The sequence below is a fragment of the Hyphomicrobium sulfonivorans genome (assembly GCF_013306565.1).
Classification (GTDB): domain Bacteria; phylum Pseudomonadota; class Alphaproteobacteria; order Rhizobiales; family Hyphomicrobiaceae; genus Hyphomicrobium_A; species Hyphomicrobium_A sulfonivorans.
On the sequence record NZ_PZPO01000004.1, the window covers coordinates 600,042 to 617,759 of the forward strand.

At 61.8% G+C, this 17,718-nt stretch carries 16 protein-coding genes; 4 read left to right on the top strand and 12 right to left on the bottom strand.

Annotated features, from left to right (window positions below; genetic code table 11):
• The 7 genes from C6Y62_RS10995 to rpoZ form a co-directional block, all read right to left on the bottom strand.
• On the bottom strand, positions 1-339 hold the full coding sequence (locus C6Y62_RS10995) for a Na+/H+ antiporter subunit C (protein ID WP_068459102.1): 339 nt from the start codon (positions 337-339) through the stop codon (positions 1-3).
• Complete coding sequence (locus C6Y62_RS11000; protein WP_173953941.1) at positions 339-3,230, bottom strand: monovalent cation/H+ antiporter subunit A; 2,892 nt, start codon at positions 3,228-3,230, stop codon at positions 339-341. Before C6Y62_RS11000 ends, C6Y62_RS10995 begins: the two co-directional genes overlap by 1 nt.
• 445 nt (positions 3,231-3,675) lie before the next feature.
• On the bottom strand, positions 3,676-4,110 hold the full coding sequence (locus C6Y62_RS11005) for a hypothetical protein (RefSeq protein ID WP_173953942.1): 435 nt from the start codon (positions 4,108-4,110) through the stop codon (positions 3,676-3,678).
• A 219-nt stretch (positions 4,111-4,329) separates the two neighbouring features.
• A complete protein-coding gene (locus tag C6Y62_RS11010; RefSeq protein WP_173953943.1) occupies positions 4,330-5,085 on the bottom strand; it encodes a pyridoxine 5'-phosphate synthase in 756 nt (251 codons plus the stop codon).
• Positions 5,086-5,130: 45 nt separating this feature from the next.
• A complete protein-coding gene (locus C6Y62_RS11015) occupies positions 5,131-5,712 on the bottom strand; it encodes a DUF2062 domain-containing protein (RefSeq protein ID WP_173953944.1) in 582 nt (193 codons plus the stop codon).
• A 75-nt stretch (positions 5,713-5,787) separates the two neighbouring features.
• A complete protein-coding gene (locus C6Y62_RS11020; protein ID WP_173953945.1) occupies positions 5,788-8,052 on the bottom strand; it encodes a RelA/SpoT family protein in 2,265 nt (754 codons plus the stop codon).
• Positions 8,053-8,155: 103 nt separating this feature from the next.
• Positions 8,156-8,590 carry a DNA-directed RNA polymerase subunit omega gene (rpoZ, locus tag C6Y62_RS11025; protein WP_068459096.1) on the bottom strand — a complete coding sequence of 145 codons (435 nt, stop codon included), beginning with the start codon at positions 8,588-8,590 and terminating at the stop codon, positions 8,156-8,158.
• A 428-nt stretch (positions 8,591-9,018) separates the two neighbouring features.
• Between rpoZ and C6Y62_RS11030 the strand changes: the two genes are divergently transcribed.
• Together C6Y62_RS11030 and C6Y62_RS11035 are read left to right on the top strand one after the other, a co-directional pair.
• The gene (locus C6Y62_RS11030) at positions 9,019-9,663 is read left to right on the top strand and encodes a LabA-like NYN domain-containing protein (protein ID WP_068459095.1); all 645 of its coding nucleotides are present in this window, start codon (positions 9,019-9,021) and stop codon (positions 9,661-9,663) included.
• A 12-nt stretch (positions 9,664-9,675) separates the two neighbouring features.
• Positions 9,676-10,377, top strand: coding sequence for a uracil-DNA glycosylase (locus C6Y62_RS11035; protein WP_173953946.1), 702 nt, complete (start codon positions 9,676-9,678; stop codon positions 10,375-10,377).
• A gap of 121 nt (positions 10,378-10,498) precedes the next feature.
• Here the strand turns inward: C6Y62_RS11035 and C6Y62_RS11040 are convergent, their stop codons facing one another.
• The 4 genes from C6Y62_RS11040 to dapA all read right to left on the bottom strand — a co-directional run bounded on the left by C6Y62_RS11040 (position 10,499) and on the right by dapA (position 13,095).
• Positions 10,499-11,086: a peroxiredoxin gene (locus C6Y62_RS11040; protein ID WP_246274575.1), complete on the bottom strand. Its 588-nt coding sequence runs from the start codon at positions 11,084-11,086 to the stop codon at positions 10,499-10,501.
• The gene (locus C6Y62_RS11045) at positions 11,062-11,643 is read right to left on the bottom strand and encodes a peroxiredoxin (protein ID WP_173953947.1); all 582 of its coding nucleotides are present in this window, start codon (positions 11,641-11,643) and stop codon (positions 11,062-11,064) included. The genes C6Y62_RS11040 and C6Y62_RS11045 overlap by 25 nt, the downstream gene beginning before the upstream one ends.
• Positions 11,644-11,646: 3 nt before the next feature.
• Positions 11,647-12,123: an SsrA-binding protein SmpB gene (gene smpB, locus C6Y62_RS11050; RefSeq protein WP_068459092.1), complete on the bottom strand. Its 477-nt coding sequence runs from the start codon at positions 12,121-12,123 to the stop codon at positions 11,647-11,649.
• Between the two features lie 81 nt (positions 12,124-12,204).
• On the bottom strand, positions 12,205-13,095 hold the full coding sequence (gene dapA, locus C6Y62_RS11055) for a 4-hydroxy-tetrahydrodipicolinate synthase (protein WP_173953948.1): 891 nt from the start codon (positions 13,093-13,095) through the stop codon (positions 12,205-12,207).
• 439 nt (positions 13,096-13,534) lie between these two features.
• Between dapA and C6Y62_RS11060 the strand changes: the two genes are divergently transcribed.
• Together C6Y62_RS11060 and C6Y62_RS11065 are read left to right on the top strand one after the other, a co-directional pair.
• Positions 13,535-15,763 (top strand): lytic transglycosylase domain-containing protein, encoded by a 2,229-nt coding sequence (locus C6Y62_RS11060; RefSeq protein ID WP_338074355.1) that lies wholly within the window; start codon positions 13,535-13,537, stop codon positions 15,761-15,763.
• A 92-nt stretch (positions 15,764-15,855) separates the two neighbouring features.
• Positions 15,856-16,779: an alpha/beta fold hydrolase gene (locus C6Y62_RS11065; protein WP_173953949.1), complete on the top strand. Its 924-nt coding sequence runs from the start codon at positions 15,856-15,858 to the stop codon at positions 16,777-16,779.
• Positions 16,780-16,808: 29 nt separating this feature from the next.
• Here the strand turns inward: C6Y62_RS11065 and C6Y62_RS11070 are convergent, their stop codons facing one another.
• Positions 16,809-17,636 (bottom strand): YdcF family protein, encoded by an 828-nt coding sequence (locus C6Y62_RS11070; protein WP_173953950.1) that lies wholly within the window; start codon positions 17,634-17,636, stop codon positions 16,809-16,811.
• Positions 17,637-17,718: the final 82 nt, after the last annotated feature.

The window sequence follows — 17,718 nt, forward strand, 5'->3', positions numbered from 1 at the left end:
TCAGGATTCTCGCCCATCGACATGGTCGTTACGCGTCAGGCCGCGCGCAACCAACAGAACAACCAGAAAAAGTGCGGTCATTGCGAAGGTGATGACGATGGCCGTCAGCACCAGCGCCTGCGGTACCGGATCGGTGTAGTGAGCCAGCGTATTGGGCACCCCCTTCTCAAGGATCGGCGGCGCATCGGTGCGCAGCCGCCCCATCGAAAAGATGAACAGGTTGACCGCATAGGACAGCAGCGAAAGCCCGATCAGCACCTGATACGTGCGCGAGCGCAGGATCAGCCAGACGCCGGAACCGGCAAGCGCACCGATACTGAGAGCCAGAATGATTTCCATCAGGCGGCCTCCTCGGCAGCAGTGGCTTTAGGCTTGCGGTGCGTTCGGATCGACTGGTGAGCGAGCGCGATGATGATCAGCACCGTAGCGCCGAGCACAATCGCCAGCACGCCGAGATCGAACAGCAGCACCGTCGAAAGATGCAGCGACCCAATGACCGGCAGATGCAGATCGTAGGCGAAGGCCGTCAGGAACGGATAGCCGAACGCCAGCGCGATGCCGCCGCCGGCCAGTGCGAACGCAAAGCCAACCGCCATCCAGCGCAGCGGGAACACGCGAATGCGGTCCTCCACCCAGGCCGCGCCGCCGCCCATGTATTGCAGGATGATGGCGATCGCCAGCGTCAGTCCCGCCACGAAGCCGCCACCGGGCAGATCATGGCCGCGCAGGAACAGATAAATTCCGAGCGTACCGATGACCGGGAACAGCAACCGCATGATGACCGACGGGATCAGCAGATAGTCGGCAATCGTCTCGCCCGGACGCCGGTCGGGATGGTCGACGTCGAACGCCTCCTGAATACGCTTCTGCTCGGGCGAGCCGATGCTTTCCGGCGACGGCCGGAAGCGGCGTAGCAACGCGAACACCACCAGCGCGACGATGCATAGCACCGTGATTTCACCCAGCGTATCGAAGCCGCGGAAGTCGACCAGAATGACGTTGACGACGTTTCGACCGCCGCCTTCAGCATAGGAGCGATGCAGGAAGAACTCGGCCAGATTGTACTGCGGCGCCGGACGCGTCATGACCGCAAACGCCAGCATGGCAAGGCCAGTGCCGACAACCATCGCGATGGTCAGATCGACATAACGGCGCATCAGCATGGACGAGTCCGTCTTCAGCAGACGCTCGTCACGCTTGGGCAACCAGCGCAGACCGAGCAGGATCAGCACCGTCGTCACCACCTCGACAAGAAGCTGCGTCAGCGCAAGGTCCGGTGCCGACAGATAGATGAAGGTGAGGAAGGTGGCGATGCCGGCACCGCTCATGAAAATCAGCGCTGCAAGCCGGTGGAACTTCGCCTGATAGGCGGTCGCCAGCGCACACACAACGCCGATGATCCAGACCAGCGCGAACGCCGCATCGATCTTCGTCAGTTGCAGCGTTTCAGGAAACAGCGTCCGACCGACCAGCGGTGCCAGCCCGGCCACGAAGGCGAAACACACTACCGAACGCAGCTGCGGCTGCAGCGAACGCGTACCGATCCAGCGCATCACCGAGCGGGCCGTGGTGCCTGCGAAATCGGTAGGAATGTAATCTCCGATGGCTGGCCACGGGATCTTGCGGCTGTCAAAGTTGTAGAGCTTCAGGAACGCATAGACCGCGATACCGCCCGCCATCGCCACGATGCTCATCACGAACGGCAGCGTGAAGCCATGCCAGATGGCAAGGTTGAACTTCGGTGCCGTGCCTCCCAGCACCGAGGCCACCGCGACATTGAGGAACGGGCCGATCGTGTAGTTCGGGAACATGCCTACCAGCAGACAGACAACGACCAGCAGCTCGATGGGGAAACGCATCCAGTGCGGCGGCTCGTGCGGCTCACGGGGCAGGTCAGTCGGCGGCGGTCCGAAGAACACATCGCGGATGAACCGCAGCGAATAGGCGACGCTGAACGCCGCCGCCACGGTGGCGAAGTATGGCAGCAGCGTATCCATCAGCGAGCCATCGTGCGTCTCAATGGTCTCGGCGAAGAACATCTCTTTCGACAGGAAGCCGTTGAGCAGCGGTACACCCGCCATTGCCGCGGCCGCCACTGTCGCCAGCGCGGTCGTCACCGGCATGTAGCGGTAAAGCCCACTGAGCTTGCGGATGTCGCGTGTGCCGGTTTCGTGGTCGATGACGCCCGCAGCCATGAACAGCGACGCCTTGAAGGTCGCGTGGTTCATCACATGGAAAATTGCCGCCACCGTCGCCAGCGGCGCATCCATGCCTAGCAGCAGCGTCGTCAACCCAAGATGGCTGATGGTCGAATAGGCCAGCACGCCCTTCAGGTCGTTCTGGAACATCGCCAGATACGCGCCAGTCACGAAGGTGATGAGGCCGGTCGTTGCCACTAGCCACAGCCAGGCTTCCGTTCCCGACAGCACCGGCCACAGGCGGATGAGCAGGAAGATGCCTGCCTTCACCATTGTCGCCGAATGCAGATAGGCGGAAACCGGTGTCGGCGCCGCCATCGCGCGCGGCAGCCAGACATGAAACGGGAACTGCGCGCTCTTGGTGAAAGCGCCGAGCAGGATCAGAACGAGCGCCGGCAGATATAGATCGTGCGAACGGATCAGCACGCCCGAGGCCAGCACTTCATCCAGATCGTAACTGCCGACGATCTCGCCCAGCACCAGCACGCCGCCAAACAGGCACAATCCGCCCGCCGCGGTGATCGTCAGCGCCAGACGGGCACCCGACCGCGCACCCGCATCGTGATGCCAATAGGCGATGAGCAGGAATGAGAAAACGCTCGTCAGCTCCCAGAAGAAAACGAGCTGGATCAGGTTACCGGAGAAAACGATGCCCAGCATGCTGCCCATGAAGGCGAGCAGAAACGAAAAGAACCGCGGCACCGGATCTTGCGGCGACATGTAATAGCGCGCGTAAAGGAACACGAGGCCGCCGATGCCGGCGATGAGCAGCGCAAAGATCCACGACAGACCATCGATGCGCAGGACAAAGTTCAGCCCCGCGGTGGGCATCCAGGCCCATTCGCTGCGAACGACCTGCCCATCTGTGATTGCCGGATAGAGAACGCTGAAGATCCCAATTTCCGCAAGCGCGACAGTCCCGGCGAGCCAGGCTTCGAGGTTACGGGCATTGGTCGGAAGCAGCGCAGCGACGAGGCTGCCGAGGAAGGGAATCGCGATTGCGGCGAGAAGCAGCGACTCGTTCGATATCATCGTTCAGCGAAAACCTTATCCCCTGGGACCAATCGCACGTGAACACGACAAGTCGGCACACCAACCACACGCTGCGGCGTTATCCGCAGAACAAGAATATTGCGTGGCGATTCTGGATTGCCATCGATTCCCGGCCCAGCAGTGCCGATTTTTCGCACCACTGATGCCAAACGGCACCCTTAGATTCACAGCGGAGCAAACGACGTATCTCCGGTCAACCCGACTGTGGTCAAATCCCGGTGTACACATCCGCGCACCTGGCGCTTTTCAGCCGTGAAACTTCCGGTCTTCAGGTCAATGAATCCAGGTGCGCTTGTTGCTCGTGCGCCGGCAAACAAAAAAGCGCCGCGGCGGATCGCTGCGGCGCTTTTGACAAAAATAAATTCTCGATCCCGCTGCGGGCAGCCCGCGGACGTGAGCTCCGCCGACGGCAAACCACCGCTGCTCAACGATCCAGCCGCTCACAGTGCGGGTTGATATAATAGGTGAGCATCAGCATCGCCATCAGTATGGCCGAGAACAGAGCCGCGATGGCACCCAGCACCCCACTTGAAACGTAGGTCGCTGCAGTATCGAGCACCTCCTTGGCTGCAAGGCTGCCGGCAACGGATGCGATCAGCGCATAGACAATCACTACCGAAGGGATGTTGAACTCGTTGAGACCAACTCCCGCAATGCGGTTGACGATCGTGTTGCGGGCGAACAGCGCCGCGAGCGTTCCGCACAGGCCTGCGATCAGCGCCAACCACGTAGGCGCGGCCGAAGCAGCACCGAGGATCGCACCGACAATCGCACCCACAACCACCGACACAAGCAGCATGACGATCAGGTTTGCGGACGTGCTTCGCTCCGGAACAATCGACTGTGTGATGTCTGCCATGCAAGATCTCCGTTGGGATTGGGGCCAAGCCAGCTCTTGGCCTGCCATCCATGGAGATCATCGTGCGCCCCGAGTCATTGCCGGCCCGCGAATGCCAAGCATTCGACCTAGCTCAAATTCAAGCGAAAGAATGCCGATATTTTAGCTTGGCGCGGGAGCAGGAACGGGCGCGCCAAATGCATCGCGCTCCTGTTCACCACTAAGCAGGCATTTCAGCGCTCAGGCCCCGGAGCGGGCAGCGTCCATCAGCGCGCGCATGCGCGTCACCGAAGTATCGAGGCCGTCAAAGATGGCCTCGCCGATAAGGAAGTGCCCGATATTCAACTCGACCATCTCCGGCAGCGCTGCCACCGCGCCCACCGTGTTATAGGTCAGCCCGTGCCCCGCATGCACCTCAAGCCCGGCGGCATGGGCCAGTCGGGCGGCTTCCGTGATGCGCTTCAATTCATGCGCCACGGCGCCGGAATTTTCTTCCAGTGCCCGCTCGCAGTATGCCCCGGTATGCAGCTCAACGATGTCCGCGCCCATGCGGCTTGAGGCTTCGATCGCCGCAGCGTCCGGCTCGATGAACAGCGAAACGCGGATGCCCGCCTGCTTCAGCTCGCCGACCAGCCGTTCTAGCCGCGCGCCGCCGCCGACGACATCAAGGCCGCCCTCGGTGGTGCGCTCCTCGCGCCGCTCCGGCACGATGCAACAGGCGTTCGGACGGTGCTGCAAGGCAATGGCCAGCATTTCATCGGTCGCCGCCATCTCCAGATTGAGCGGACGGGTCAGCTCCGCTTTCAGGCGCGCGATGTCCACGTCGCGGATGTGACGCCGGTCTTCGCGCAGGTGCGCCGTGATGCCATCGGCCCCGGCAGCGATCGCGATATTGGCCGCGTGCACTGGATCGGGATGCATACCACCGCGCGCGTTACGCACCGTTGCTACGTGATCGATGTTCACGCCAAGGCGCAGTTGGGCAGAGTTAGACATGTGATGAAAACCGGGATGAAAAACTTGAAACTGCTTTCCTGAGCATCATTCCGACGCTGCAGTGCCGCTAGCCATATGGCGGGAGCGCCAGGCGCGCACCGAATTGCGCGAAACATAGTAGACGACCGCCGCCGTCAACAGGCCAATCGGCAGACTGCCCGCCAGCATCGGCCACAGCAGCGGCCAGAACAGCGCGGCGGTGGCATCCAGCAACTGCGGCGACGGGTCGAGCAGCGCATTGCCCAGCAACTCGATGTTGCGCTGCACCGCAGCGGCATCGAACGCGCCTTCGAGCCCAACCATCTGCAGGCCCATCAGATAGGTCGAAACCCAGATAAACGGCCAGCTCAGCGGGTTGCCGATGAATGTTCCGACAATCGCGGCGGGCACGCTGGCGCGGAGCACAAACGCCATCACGATGGCCATCAGCGTCTGGACACCCAGCAGCGGCGTGATCGAAACGAACGCGCCCAGCGCGCATCCCAGCGCGATCTCGTGAGCCGTAGCGCGCTGTTGCAGCATCCGCCGGATGGAATCGCGCGCACCCTGCAACCAGCCCCATTCCTTGAATGGCGCCAGCAGAGCGCCAAAGCGCTCCGTCAGGTTATGCGGGCGGGATTTCTCCATACCTAAAATGCTACTCCAATCCCGGCAGGGACGTCCGGCCGAGCTTCATACCCATCCGCCTGCCAGATTCTGGTATCAATCGAATACCCGTTCAACCTTGTTGACCACTGCTTTCTCGCGAAGCCCCGCGATGATGTGGTTCAAATGCACCAGATCGAGCACTTCAAGTTCGATCCGCATCTCGGTGAAGTCGGAAGCCCGCCGCACCATGCGCACGTTGTCGATGTTGCCGCCGGCCTCTCCTATTACTTTGGAAATCTGCGCCAAAGTTCCAGGTTCGTTCAATGCGGTAACGCTGATGCGGGCCGGAAACCGTTGCGGCGTATCGGGATCGACGTCCCAGGTCACATCGATCCAGCCTTCATGCTCGTAGTCACGCAAATGCGGCGAATGGATCTGGAAGATGCGAATGCCCTCGCCCGGAATCATCACGCCGACGATGCGGTCGCCCGGCACGGCGCCGCCCGGCTCGAACGTCACCGGCAGGTCATCGCGCACGCCGCGAATGGCAAGGCCACTGCTGGCCCCGGCGACACTCTCGCCGTTCTCGTCGCCACCTTCGCGGAATTTCAGGCTCATCACCCGGTCGATGTTGAACCAGCCCTCCTGGCCGCTCGCACGACCGAAGCGCCGGGTGCGCCGGTAGCCTTCCTGCTTGTTGGCCGCCTGCTCCAGCGCTTCGGGGATGGCCGCCTTCAGCACGTTCTCGATATCGAGTTCGTCGCGCCCAACCGCAGCCAGCACGTCGTCCGCCGATTTGTAGCCCAGCCGCGGCAGCGCCTTTTTCAGCACGTCGTCGGTCAGCTCCTCGCCGAGGCGATCGAACTGTGCCGCGATCAGTCGACGGCCAAGCTCGGAATACTGACGCCGCACCGCATCGCGCGCAGCACGCCGGATCGCCGACCGGGCGCGTCCCGTAACAACCAGATTTTCCCAGGCCACCGGCGGCGTGTGATTCTTCGCCGTTTCGATCTCGACCTCGTCGCCGTTGCGCAACGTGCTGTCGATGGGAACGCGGCGACCATTGACGAATGCGCCCACCGCCGCGTTGCCAACGTCGGTGTGCACCGCATAGGCAAAGTCGAGCGGCGTCGCCCCGCGCGGCAGCGCGATAAGCCTGCCCTTCGGCGAAAAGCAGAATACCTGATCCTGAAACAGCTCGAGCTTGGTGTGCTCCAGGAATTCTTCCGAATTGGAGCCTTCCAATAGCGTTTCGACCAGCCGACGCAGCCACACATAGGGGCCGCTGTCGCGCTGGAATTCATCCGACGACTGAACCTGCGACTGGGCCTGCCCGTTGAGCCGCGCCGCATCCTTGTAGATCGCATGCGCCGCCACACCGTATTCGGCGATCTCATGCATCATGCGGCTGCGGATCTGCAGCTCGACGCGCTGATGGCGGGGGCCGACAATCGTCGTGTGGATCGACTGATAGTTGTTCTGCTTCGGCGTCGAGATGTAGTCCTTGAAGCGCCCCGGCACCGTGCGCCAGGTCGTGTGCGCGACACCCAGCACACGATAGCAGTCATCGATCGACTTGGTGATGACGCGGAAGGCGTAGATGTCGGACAGCTGCTCCAGGCTGATCTGCTTGTTCGCCATCTTGCGCCAGATGGCATAGGGCTTCTTTTCGCGCCCCGAAACCTCGGCATCGATCCCGACCTCGGCCAGCTTCGCGGCCAGCGCGGCGCGGATCTCCTCGACGAGGTTCTGGTTGGTCTTGCGCAGCTCGGCCAGCTTGGCAGTCACCGCCGCATAGGCATCCGGATGCAGCCAGCGGAACGCGTGATCTTCAAGTTCTTCGCGTACCTGCTCCATGCCCATGCGGGCCGCCAGCGGAGCATAAATATCGAGCGTTTCTTCCGAAATGCGTTTGCGCGATTCCGGCTTCATGTATTCCATCGTGCGCATGTTGTGCACACGGTCCGCCAGCTTCACCAGCAGCACCCGGATATCGCTGGAGATGGCAACCAGCAGCTTGCGGAAGTTCTCCGCCTGCTCGGCCTTCTTGGTCACCAGATCGAGGCGCCGGATCTTGGTCAGCCCGTCCACCAGGCGGCCAATCTCGGGGCCGAACAACTGGTCGATCTCCGCCCGCGTAACCGGGGTGTCCTCGATGACGTCGTGCAGCAGAGCCGTGACGATGGTGGCGTCGTCAAGCTTCAGGTCGGTGAGGATCGCGGCAACTTCCAGCGGGTGCGAAAAATAAGGATCGCCCGACGCGCGCTTCTGGTTGCCGTGCGCCTTCATGGCGTAAACATAGGCGCGATTGAGTAGCGCCTCGTCCGCCTTCGGATCGTAGCTGAGAACCCGCTCGACGAGTTCGTACTGCCGCATCATGGCCGCGGTTTCCTTGGAAGCCGCTGCCAGAACCTGCTCCCGCAGCGGATGTCAAAACCGCTGCAGGCGCCGTTCTAAATGTTCAACGGCTGGGCTTGAATGCTCAGCGACCGCGTTCGCGCGGGGCACCGGTGGGGCCGGTGTTGGCTGACGGCTCGGTCGGCGTCATGCTCTCAAGGCCACGCAGAAGCTGCTCTTCGGTCATCACGTCGACAACCGTGTCGCTGGACTGGTCATCGCGGCCAAGAATCGGGCTGCTGCGGCGATCCGGCGGCAGAAGCGGCGCGGCGACGGCTTCAGGCTCATCAACCTCGACGTTCTTCTGGATCGAGTGGATCAGCGACTCGCGCATATCCTCAGTCGGGATCGTCCGCTCGGCGATCTCGCGGAGCGCAATAACGGGGTTCTTGTCGGCGTTGACTGGAACCGTGACCGCGCTGCCTTCCGCAATGGAGCGTGCGCGATGGGCCGCCAGCAGAACCAGCTCAAAGCGGTTCGGGACCTTATCGACGCAATCTTCAACGGTAACGCGCGCCATCAGCGACACCCCTTTTTGCGATTATCTCGGACGGTACAAAAGCGCACCCGTTCCGCCGCAAGGCAGAACGCGCACTTTTGGACACTTCTAGTTGCATGAAAGATGCTGCAACGCAAGCTGCGAAGAAGCATTGGTGATGCTTCAATCTCTTGCTATGTCATTAATACGGTCGCTATGTGCGACAAGTTAAACTATGCCATTGAACGACCCCGTGCTCGGATCGATATCAATTTACTGCTGCTAAGTCTCTGAGATTTCTGGTGCTTCACATTGCCGCCAGATATGAAGACAATATAATGTTTTGCCAGCGATCGAAGATGATAAGAAACCGACAATTGGTAAGCGGCTCCTATTCAGAGCGACGCTTCCATTCCAAATACATCTACTGCGAATGTGCTTGCCGGCACTAGCGGCCTAAGGGTGAACGAATGCATTTCTATCAATCCGAACGCATCGCCCTGTTTATCGACGGTGCCAATCTCTACGCGACAGCCAAGTCGCTAGGGTTCGATATCGACTACAAGCGTCTGCTAGGCCTGTTCCGACAGAAGGGTCAGCTCGTCAGGGCCCTTTACTATACGGCGCTGGCCGAAGATCAGGAATATTCATCCATCCGTCCGTTGATCGACTGGCTCGATTACAACGGCTTCACGATGGTGACCAAGCCCACCAAGGAATTCACCGACGCCGCCGGTCGCCGCAAGGTGAAGGGCAACATGGACATCGAGCTCACGGTCGACGCCATGCGTCTGGCCACTTCGCTCGATCACATCGTGATCTTCTCCGGCGATGGTGACTTCCGCAGCCTCGTTGGCGCGCTCCAGCAGATGGGCAAGCGCGTGTCCGTGGTGTCGACGCTGCAGACGCAGCCGCCGATGGTCGCCGATGAGTTGCGCCGTCAAGCCGATCAGTTCGTCGATCTGGCCGATCTCGAGCAGCAGATCTGCCGCGATCCCTCCACCCGCGTCGGTCGCGAAGACAACCGTCGTTCGGGCTTTGGCGGTCGCGCGCCGTCGTATTCTCGCGATCAGGCGGCCTATGAAGACAACGACGATCTGCCGGAAGAAGTCTGATAGGCTTCCGGTATGATGGACGCGGAAGCGGCTCAATTCGCGCCTGAGGCGCCGAAGCTGTGCGGCCTGTGCCCGCGCCTCGTTGCCTACCGCGACGAAAATCGCCTCAAGGCGCCCGATTGGTATAACGGGGCTGTTCCATCCTTCGGGGATGAAACGGCCCCTTTGCTTATCGTTGGCCTCGCGCCGGGCGTTCAGGGCGCCAACCGCACCGGGCGTCCCTTCACCGGCGATTATGCCGGCGATCTGCTTTATTCGACGCTGCTGCAGTTCGGCTTCGCTAAAGGCAAATTCGATGCCCGCCCCGATGACGGCCTCAAGCTCGTCGGCTGCATGATCACCAATGCGGTGCGCTGTGTGCCGCCGCAGAACAAGCCTACGCCGAACGAAATCGCCACCTGTTGCGATTACCTGCGCGCCCGCATGGCCGCACTGCCAAACCTGCACGCCATCGTTGCCCTCGGGCGCATCGCCCATGACAGCGTGCTGTCCGCATTCTCATGCCGCAAGGCGTTGTTTCCCTTTGCGCATGGCGCGCAGCACGACATCGCAGCCGGCGTGCGGCTGTTCGATAGCTTCCATTGCTCGCGCTATAATACGAACACGCGCCGGCTGACGCCTGAGATGTTCCACGACGTTTTCACGGCGGTGCGAGCGCACATAGACGGTCACCCCAGCGCGAAGCCCGTTCGATCCGGACGGCAGCGCTCCTGAGCCTGAGCCGGATGCTCCTCCTAGGGAATTTTCCGGCGAAGTGGAGCCAGGTTTTGTCGCAAGAAAGTGCGATCAATCAAAAGACGAGAGCGTGCGATCCGATGGAATCAGATCGAACACTCTAGCCCGCGTCGAGAACGCGGCGCTTCTCATCCAGCCAGTCGAGAATTTCGCGCGCATGCTCGCCGGGGCGCTCAACCGGATAGAACGTATGCGCGATGATGCCGTCGCGGATGAATAGCGTCAGGCGGCGCAGGTACAGCTCATTGCCAGCCTGAAACGTCGGCAGCGCCAGTGCGCGCTGGAACGCGAACATCTCATCGCTCAAGAGCTGAAACGGCACCGCCAGCCGCGCAGCCAGCTCCTGCTGGTGTTCGTCGGATTGGGTGCTGACGCCGAACACTTCGATCTTCTGGCTGCGGAACCTCAGGTAATGGTCGCGGAAGCCCTCGGTCTCCGGCGTTGAACCATGGGCGCCTGGAATGTCATCCCAGCCCGGCGGATCGGAAACCCCAGGACGGCCGGTCCACGGATACACGTAGACAGCAGCAGCCCCGCGCCGCTTTGCCAGGTTCACGCCCTCACCGCGATGGGAAAGCAGCGTTATGTCCGGCAACTCGATTCCGGCAACGAGGTGGCGCACGGCACCGTCATCACCGATCCCCGTTCCGCTATCAGCATCACTCATGTTCGATGTACTTTCAGCCATTCCAACACTTCAGCAGCATTCCGATCGGGCGGCCAGACCGGATAGAATACGTGTTCAACGCGCCCATCGAAAATGATCAACGTCATACGGCGCAACAGCACCGCGTCGGCCACGGTCATGCTTGGCAGGCCCATGGCGGCCGCAAACCTGAGGTCCGCATCCGACAGCAGCGCAAACGGGAGATGCAGCCTGTTTGCTGCTTCGCGTTGATCGTCTGGCGTTTGCGTCGAAAGCCCAAACACCTGCGCCGCGCCAGCGTGCAGCAATTCCGCGTGATGATCCCTGAACGCACAGGACTGGGGCGTGCAACCGCGCGCGCCAGGAATATCATCCCAGCCATCGGGCAACGCGACGCCGGGTTTTGCCGTCATCGGATAGATGTAGAGGACCGTCCGGCCGGTCAGGCTCGCCAGCGAAACCGCTGAACCATCGGTAGCCGCCAACGCAATGTCCGCGACGGTGGCGCCGCGAAGATGACCGGCGGCGCCATCGTTCTCCGGGCGCGGCAGGCGCGACCAGTCGACATTCTGCAGCTCGTGCACACCGGGGCCGGACATCGATCACCCCTTGTCGCGCATGATCCGCTGCTTTTCGCGATCCCAGTCGCGCTTCTTCGCCGTCTCGCGCTTGTCGTGCAGCTTCTTGCCTTCCGCCAGCGCGATCTTCAGCTTGGCGCGGCCGCGATCGTTGAAATAGAGCTCCAGCGGGATCATCGTCATGCCGCGCCGCTCAATCGCGATTGCCAGCTTATGGATTTCCTTGGCGTGCATGAGCAGCTTGCGCTTGCGCCGCGGCTCGTGCTGGTAAAACGGCCCAGCACCCTTGTACTCGGGGATGTACGAGTTGATCAGCCACACGCCGCCATCCTCAATCGAGGCATAGCTCTCGGCGATGTTCGCCTGGCCCTTGCGCAGCGACTTCACCTCGGTGCCCAGCAACTGCAGGCCCGCTTCCAGCGTCTCGTTGAGGAAGAACTCGTGACGGGCCTGCCGATTTTCGGCAACGATGCGGCGGCCGTCCTTTTCCTTGGCCGCCATGGCCGCTGTCCTTCTCGATTGAACGGGGCCGGCCGCGCATCATGCGTGCCGCCGCCCCGCTGCATATTGTTGTTCTGTCAGTTATTCAGCCGCGCGGGCCTGAACAAGACCGACCTGCGCCAGCGCCGCATCGACGATGCGCTTGGAAGCTTCCGAAATCGGCACCAGCGGCAACCGCGTATCCGGCTCGCAAAGACCAAGACGGTAAGCGGCATATTTCACCGGCCCCGGATTGGCTTCGCAGAACATGGCGTCGAACAGCGGCATCAGGCGATCCTGAATCTCCAGCGCCTTCTTGAAGTCGCCAGCAAGACACGCATTCTGCAGCTCCGAGCACAGACGCGGTGCCACGTTGGACGCCACCGAGATGCAGCCAACGCCGCCGTGCGCGACAAAGCCCAGCGCGGTTGCGTCTTCACCCGAAAGCTGGATGAAGTCACGGCCCAACGCCACCCGCTGCTGCGCCGGACGGGCCAGATTGGCGGTTGCATCCTTCAGGCCGACAACGTTCTTCAGCTCATAGCACCGGGCCATCGTCTCGATGCTCATATCGACGACTGAACGGCCTGGAATGTTGTAGATGAAGATCGGAATGTCGATGGCGTCGTTGATCGCCTTGAAGTGCTGATAGAGCCCTTCCTGCGTCGGCTTGTTATAATACGGCGTCACCACCAGCACCGCATCGGCACCGGCCTGCTGGGCATGCTTGGCGAAATCCACCGCCTCGCTGGTCGCGTTCGAGCCCGCGCCCGCCATCACCGGCACACGCTTTTTGGCCGCCGCGATCGTCACCTCGACAACCCGTTTATGCTCATCGTGCGACAGCGTCGGGCTTTCGCCCGTCGTGCCGACCGGAACCAAACCGTGCGTGCCTTCGCTGATCTGCCAGTCAACGAAGCGGGCAAGCGCCGCCTCATCCACCTGCCCGTTCTTGAACGGTGTGATCAGCGCGGTGAAAGATCCCTTGAACATGTCCCCGATACCTTGCGAGCTGAGAAGCCCATTCTTACGCGGTCTAAAAACCGAATGTGAGAGGAAAAAATACCTTAACGCCTTGCTATCGCCCAACAGGACAGCATGCTCAGCGCCTTGTCCCTTGGTGGGGGAGTTGGTATTTTTAATGGCGCGTTGGTGATGGTGGAGTCGCAGCGCCCTGTCGAGCGGGACATTAGGGCCTTGCCATGGGGCCTGCAACCCGGACGGGCCCGCAGTGCCTGTGGAAGGACGGACATTGCCCCAACACAAGCCCCGATTGCAGAAAATTCCGGCTTATCGCCGGTTCGGGCGCCTTTTTACGGCTTCCCCGTCGCACCAACGGTGGGGCCGCATTTCGCTGTCCGCGGCCACACTTTGTCTGGCCCTCGGCGCAGCCACGGCTGAAGCTGATTCGAATCAGCACGAGCCCGACATCGTGCTCGCCCAGGCAGCCATTCCCGTTGCGCCCGCCCCCAAGGCCGCAGTGCGCGAACAACCGCCGCCGCCCCTGGCCAAGGCTCAGCCTCAGTCCAAGGCAGCCGCCAATGCCGCCGCACCGACCGCCGGCAAAAACGCTGCCGTGAACGAGAAGGTCGCCGCCGCTGTCAAACGCGACAACGCGTATATGGGCAAGCTGGACGGTCTCGTTGCCCCGCTCTCGAACTACAAGATTTCCGACGCTGACATCGCCAACATCCAGGCCGCCTTCAAAGCGCTGGCCGCAGGAGACGTCGATCGCGCCAGCGAACTGCAGCGAGCCGTCGCCGATCCGGCCGGACAGCGACTGATCACATGGGAACGCCTGCGTCGCGGCAAGGGTGCGACCGCCAAGGACTACATGGCGTTCCTCACCGAAAATCCGGACTGGCCCAGCCGTGAGCTGCTGACCCGGCGCATGGAGGAGCAGCTCTTCACTGAAGGCGGCGACACCGACACCCTCTCCACCTTCTTCAAGGATGGCAACGCGCAGAGCGCCGCCGGCATGGCGGTTCTCGCTTCGATGCATCTGGCATATGGCGAACAGGCTCAGGCGAAAGAGCTCGCGGCTAAGATCTGGCGCGAAGAAGACCTGCCGGAGAAGCTGGAAAAAGGCTTCCTCGCGCGCTTCGGCAAGATGCTGACGGAAGCGGACCATAAATGGCGGCTCGATCGACTGCTGATCGACGACCTGCGTTACAAGGCCAGCCGCGAGGAACGCGCAGCGCTTGCAAAGCGTGTCATCCCGCACCTGTCCGACAACGAGCAGAAGATCGCCGAAAAGCGGCTAGCCGTTTTCCTGCGCAACGACAAGACCAAGCTTGGCGATGTGAAGCCTGGTAAGGATGCCGACTGGGGCGTCATATTCCACAAGATCCAGAAGCTGCGCCGCGCCGGTGAAATTGACGAGGCTGCCAAGCTGATGCGCAGCGCACCGCGCGATCCGCAGCAGGTTGCGAATCTGGATGAATGGTGGACGGAACGGCGCAACCTCGCCTATCTGGCGCTGAAGGAAAACAAGCCGAAGCTTGCCTACGAACTTGTGCGCGATGCAGGCCCGCTGGGCGCAAACGCACTCAATGATCAGACCTTCATGGCAGGCTGGCTGGCGCTGCGCTATCTGCGCGATCCTAAGGCGGCGGAAAAGCACTTCACCGATCTGATCGCCAACGCCGATGGCCCGCTGTCACGCGCCCGCGGCAATTACTGGCTCGGGCGCACAGCCGAGGCCAGAGGCGACAAAAAAACTGCGCGGGCCAGCTATGAGAAAGCAGCCAGCTTCAACGATACGTTCCACGGATTGCTAGCGATCCAGAAGCTGAACCCCGGTTCCCGCGCGCTGCGTTACGATCCACCCGCAATGCCGTCGGCCGATATCGCCAAGCGTTTCACGTCCCATCCGGCCATGCGCGCCGCCGCAATTGCCGACAAGGCGAAACTGGGGCGTCACATAACGCGTGTATTCCTGCTCAGCGGAGCGCGGATCGAAAACGATGAAGCATGGGCGGCGATGGCGGCGCATCTGGCGCGCGCAACCGATGACACACAAACCAGCGTACGCATCGGCAAGGCTGCCATCGCACGTGGTCACAACCTGATCTATTACAGCTATCCCATTCACGCGCTGCCGAAGTACGACCCGCTCAGGCCTCCACCGGAAACAGCTTATCTGCTGGGCCTTGCGCGACAGGAAACCGAATTCAACACATCAACGGTTTCAGGCGCAGGTGCGCAAGGAATTCTGCAGGTGATGAAGATCACCGCCAATCACGTCTGCAAGGACTACAAGATCAAATGCAACCACGGGCGGCTGCTCAACGACGCTTCGTATAACACGATGATCGCATCTGCTTACGTTGCCGACCGGCTCGACGACTGGAAAGGCTCGTACGTTCTCGGCCTGCCCAGTTACAACGCCGGACCGGGACGCACGCGCCAGTGGGTGCGCGAGTTCGGCGATCCGCGCGAGGCCGGCATCGATCCCGTCGACTGGATTGAGCGTATCCCGATCGAAGAAACGCGCAGCTATGTTGCGAAGGTTCTGTCCAACATTCAGGTTTACCGTGCACGTCTCGGCGTCGCTTCCCCGCTGCGCATTGAGGACGATCTCTACCGTGCCGCCGCACACAAGCCACGCCGGCCTGTAACCGGCAGCAACACCGACACCGCCGATTCCACCAGCGACTGATCATCCGGCCGCCGCTCGCCCACTTCGACGCGGGCACGGCAGCAACCGTAATTGTCTTCAATGTCCATCGGGACGGGTAGCCAGGTAAACCAATGACGTCGACGTCCGGCGAACTCTACGACGACATCTACTACACGTCGCGTGATGGGCTGCGGCTGCATGCGCGCAAGTATGCAGCGCCTTCCGGCGCGCCGCCCGCACGACCGGTGCTGTGCCTTGCGGGATTGACGCGCAACGGACGCGACTTCCACGATCTGGCCGTTTCACTGAGCCGCCATCCTGCATCACCGCGCACTGTCTACACGCTGGATTATCGCGGCCGTGGTCAGTCCGACTTCGACCCCGACTGGCGCAACTATTCACTGCCGGTTGAAATGCTCGACGTGCTCGATTTCGTCACCATGACCGGGCTGACCGATGCCGCGTTCATCGGCACGTCGCGCGGCGGGCTCATCACCATGCTGATCGCAGCCGCGCAGCCGACCGCCATCGGCGTCGCAGTGCTGAACGATATTGGCCCCGTGATCGAACACGAAGGGCTCACGCGCATCAGCAGCTATGTCGGGCGCATGCCGCTGCCTATATCGTGGGACGATGCAGCACGCATGGCACGCGATCTCAATCGCCGGCAGTTTCCAGCTCTCAGCGATGATGTATGGGCCGAACTGGCGCGCCAGTGGTACAACGAAAAAACCCGCAAGCCTGCTGCGGGCTATGACCCCAACATCGGCAAGGCGCTGTCCATTCTCGATGGTCCGATGCCAACGCTGTGGCCGCAGTTTGAGGCGCTGAAGCGCGTGCCGCTGCTTGTGCTGCGCGGCGAGAACTCGGACATTCTGACCGCCGCTACGGTTGATGAAATGCGCCGCCGTCACCCGGCCATGGCAACAGCTACGGTCGAGCAGCAGGGCCATGCACCGCTGCTGAAGGACACGCCGACAATCGAGACCATCCGCCATTTTCTTTCGGCTACGGATGTCAGCGCCCAGTCCGCCGCCGCCGTATCAGCGTACTGACCGGCGGCGCAGCGCAGTGCGTTGCGTTACTAGTCGTGTGCTGCGGTCGCCGAGCCAGCCGGCGCAGGAAACAGCGCGTCGGTGCGCCCGCTCAGCCAGTTGACCACCAGGCCGATCCACTCCTTGCCGGCGATATCAACCTGGTTCAGTCCTTTGACCGGATTGTCGATCAGGTACCACATGTCGTCCCAGCCAAGAGTGCGGTAGTCCACCGGCCATGGCTCAACGTCAAAACCGGCCTTGCGGAAATTGCCGATAGCGCGTGGCATATGCCACGCTGACGTCACCACGACCCAGCGCTCACCGGGCTTTGGCTGCACCAGATCCCTCGTAAAACGAGCATTCTCCCAGGTGTTGCGCGAAGCATCTTCCAGTATCAGGCGATCATCGCCGATGCCCAGACCACGCAGCATTGCACCGCCCGCTGCTGCAATGCTCACAGGATGGCGCAGAATTTCTGTCACCCCGCCCGCATAGACAACCTTTGCCGCCGGATAGCGGCGCGCCAGTTCCACAGCCTCCGTAATGCGCTCGCCTGATCCCGTCAGGCCGTGCACACCACGTCCGGCAGCACTTCGCGCATCCTCGCCGCCCCCCAGAATGATGATGCCGTCGATCGGCCGGTCTCCCAGCTCAGGCCGGTGAAAGCGCTCCTCAAGCGGAACGAGCATCCACGTGCTCAACGGCGATATTCCGCCGACAACCAGCAACGCCAGCGCTGCAATCAGCAGACCTTTGGCCGTGCGCTGGAAGCGCGTCGCCAGCAACAAAAGCCCGGCTGTCAGCAGCACAGCCAGCAGCATTCCCGGCCGCGACACGCCCCAGAACAGTTTCGAGATGTAGTACAAAGCCGTCATCTCCCGCGATCATGCCCACGGTTTTGGTTGCCGCGATTTTGTGGCCCGGCACTCTTACCCGGCCCGTTACCGGTTCTGAAAC

Coding starts and splice junctions, on each gene's coding strand:
- smpB (WP_068459092.1), bottom strand. CDS start 12,123: ATGGCGGCCAAGGAAAAGGACGGCCGCCGCATCGTTGCCGAAAATCGG.
- C6Y62_RS11065 (WP_173953949.1), top strand. CDS start 15,856: ATGACGTCGACGTCCGGCGAACTCTACGACGACATCTACTACACGTCG.
- C6Y62_RS11020 (WP_173953945.1), bottom strand. CDS start 8,052: ATGATGCGGCAGTACGAACTCGTCGAGCGGGTTCTCAGCTACGATCCG.
- C6Y62_RS11000 (WP_173953941.1), bottom strand. CDS start 3,230: ATGATATCGAACGAGTCGCTGCTTCTCGCCGCAATCGCGATTCCCTTC.
- rpoZ (WP_068459096.1), bottom strand. CDS start 8,590: ATGGCGCGCGTTACCGTTGAAGATTGCGTCGATAAGGTCCCGAACCGC.
- dapA (WP_173953948.1), bottom strand. CDS start 13,095: ATGTTCAAGGGATCTTTCACCGCGCTGATCACACCGTTCAAGAACGGG.
- C6Y62_RS11010 (WP_173953943.1), bottom strand. CDS start 5,085: ATGTCTAACTCTGCCCAACTGCGCCTTGGCGTGAACATCGATCACGTA.
- C6Y62_RS11035 (WP_173953946.1), top strand. CDS start 9,676: ATGATGGACGCGGAAGCGGCTCAATTCGCGCCTGAGGCGCCGAAGCTG.
- C6Y62_RS11070 (WP_173953950.1), bottom strand. CDS start 17,636: ATGACGGCTTTGTACTACATCTCGAAACTGTTCTGGGGCGTGTCGCGG.
- C6Y62_RS11005 (WP_173953942.1), bottom strand. CDS start 4,110: ATGGCAGACATCACACAGTCGATTGTTCCGGAGCGAAGCACGTCCGCA.
- C6Y62_RS11040 (WP_246274575.1), bottom strand. CDS start 11,086: ATGGCTGAAAGTACATCGAACATGAGTGATGCTGATAGCGGAACGGGG.
- C6Y62_RS11045 (WP_173953947.1), bottom strand. CDS start 11,643: ATGTCCGGCCCCGGTGTGCACGAGCTGCAGAATGTCGACTGGTCGCGC.
- C6Y62_RS10995 (WP_068459102.1), bottom strand. CDS start 339: ATGGAAATCATTCTGGCTCTCAGTATCGGTGCGCTTGCCGGTTCCGGC.
- C6Y62_RS11015 (WP_173953944.1), bottom strand. CDS start 5,712: ATGGAGAAATCCCGCCCGCATAACCTGACGGAGCGCTTTGGCGCTCTG.
- C6Y62_RS11030 (WP_068459095.1), top strand. CDS start 9,019: ATGCATTTCTATCAATCCGAACGCATCGCCCTGTTTATCGACGGTGCC.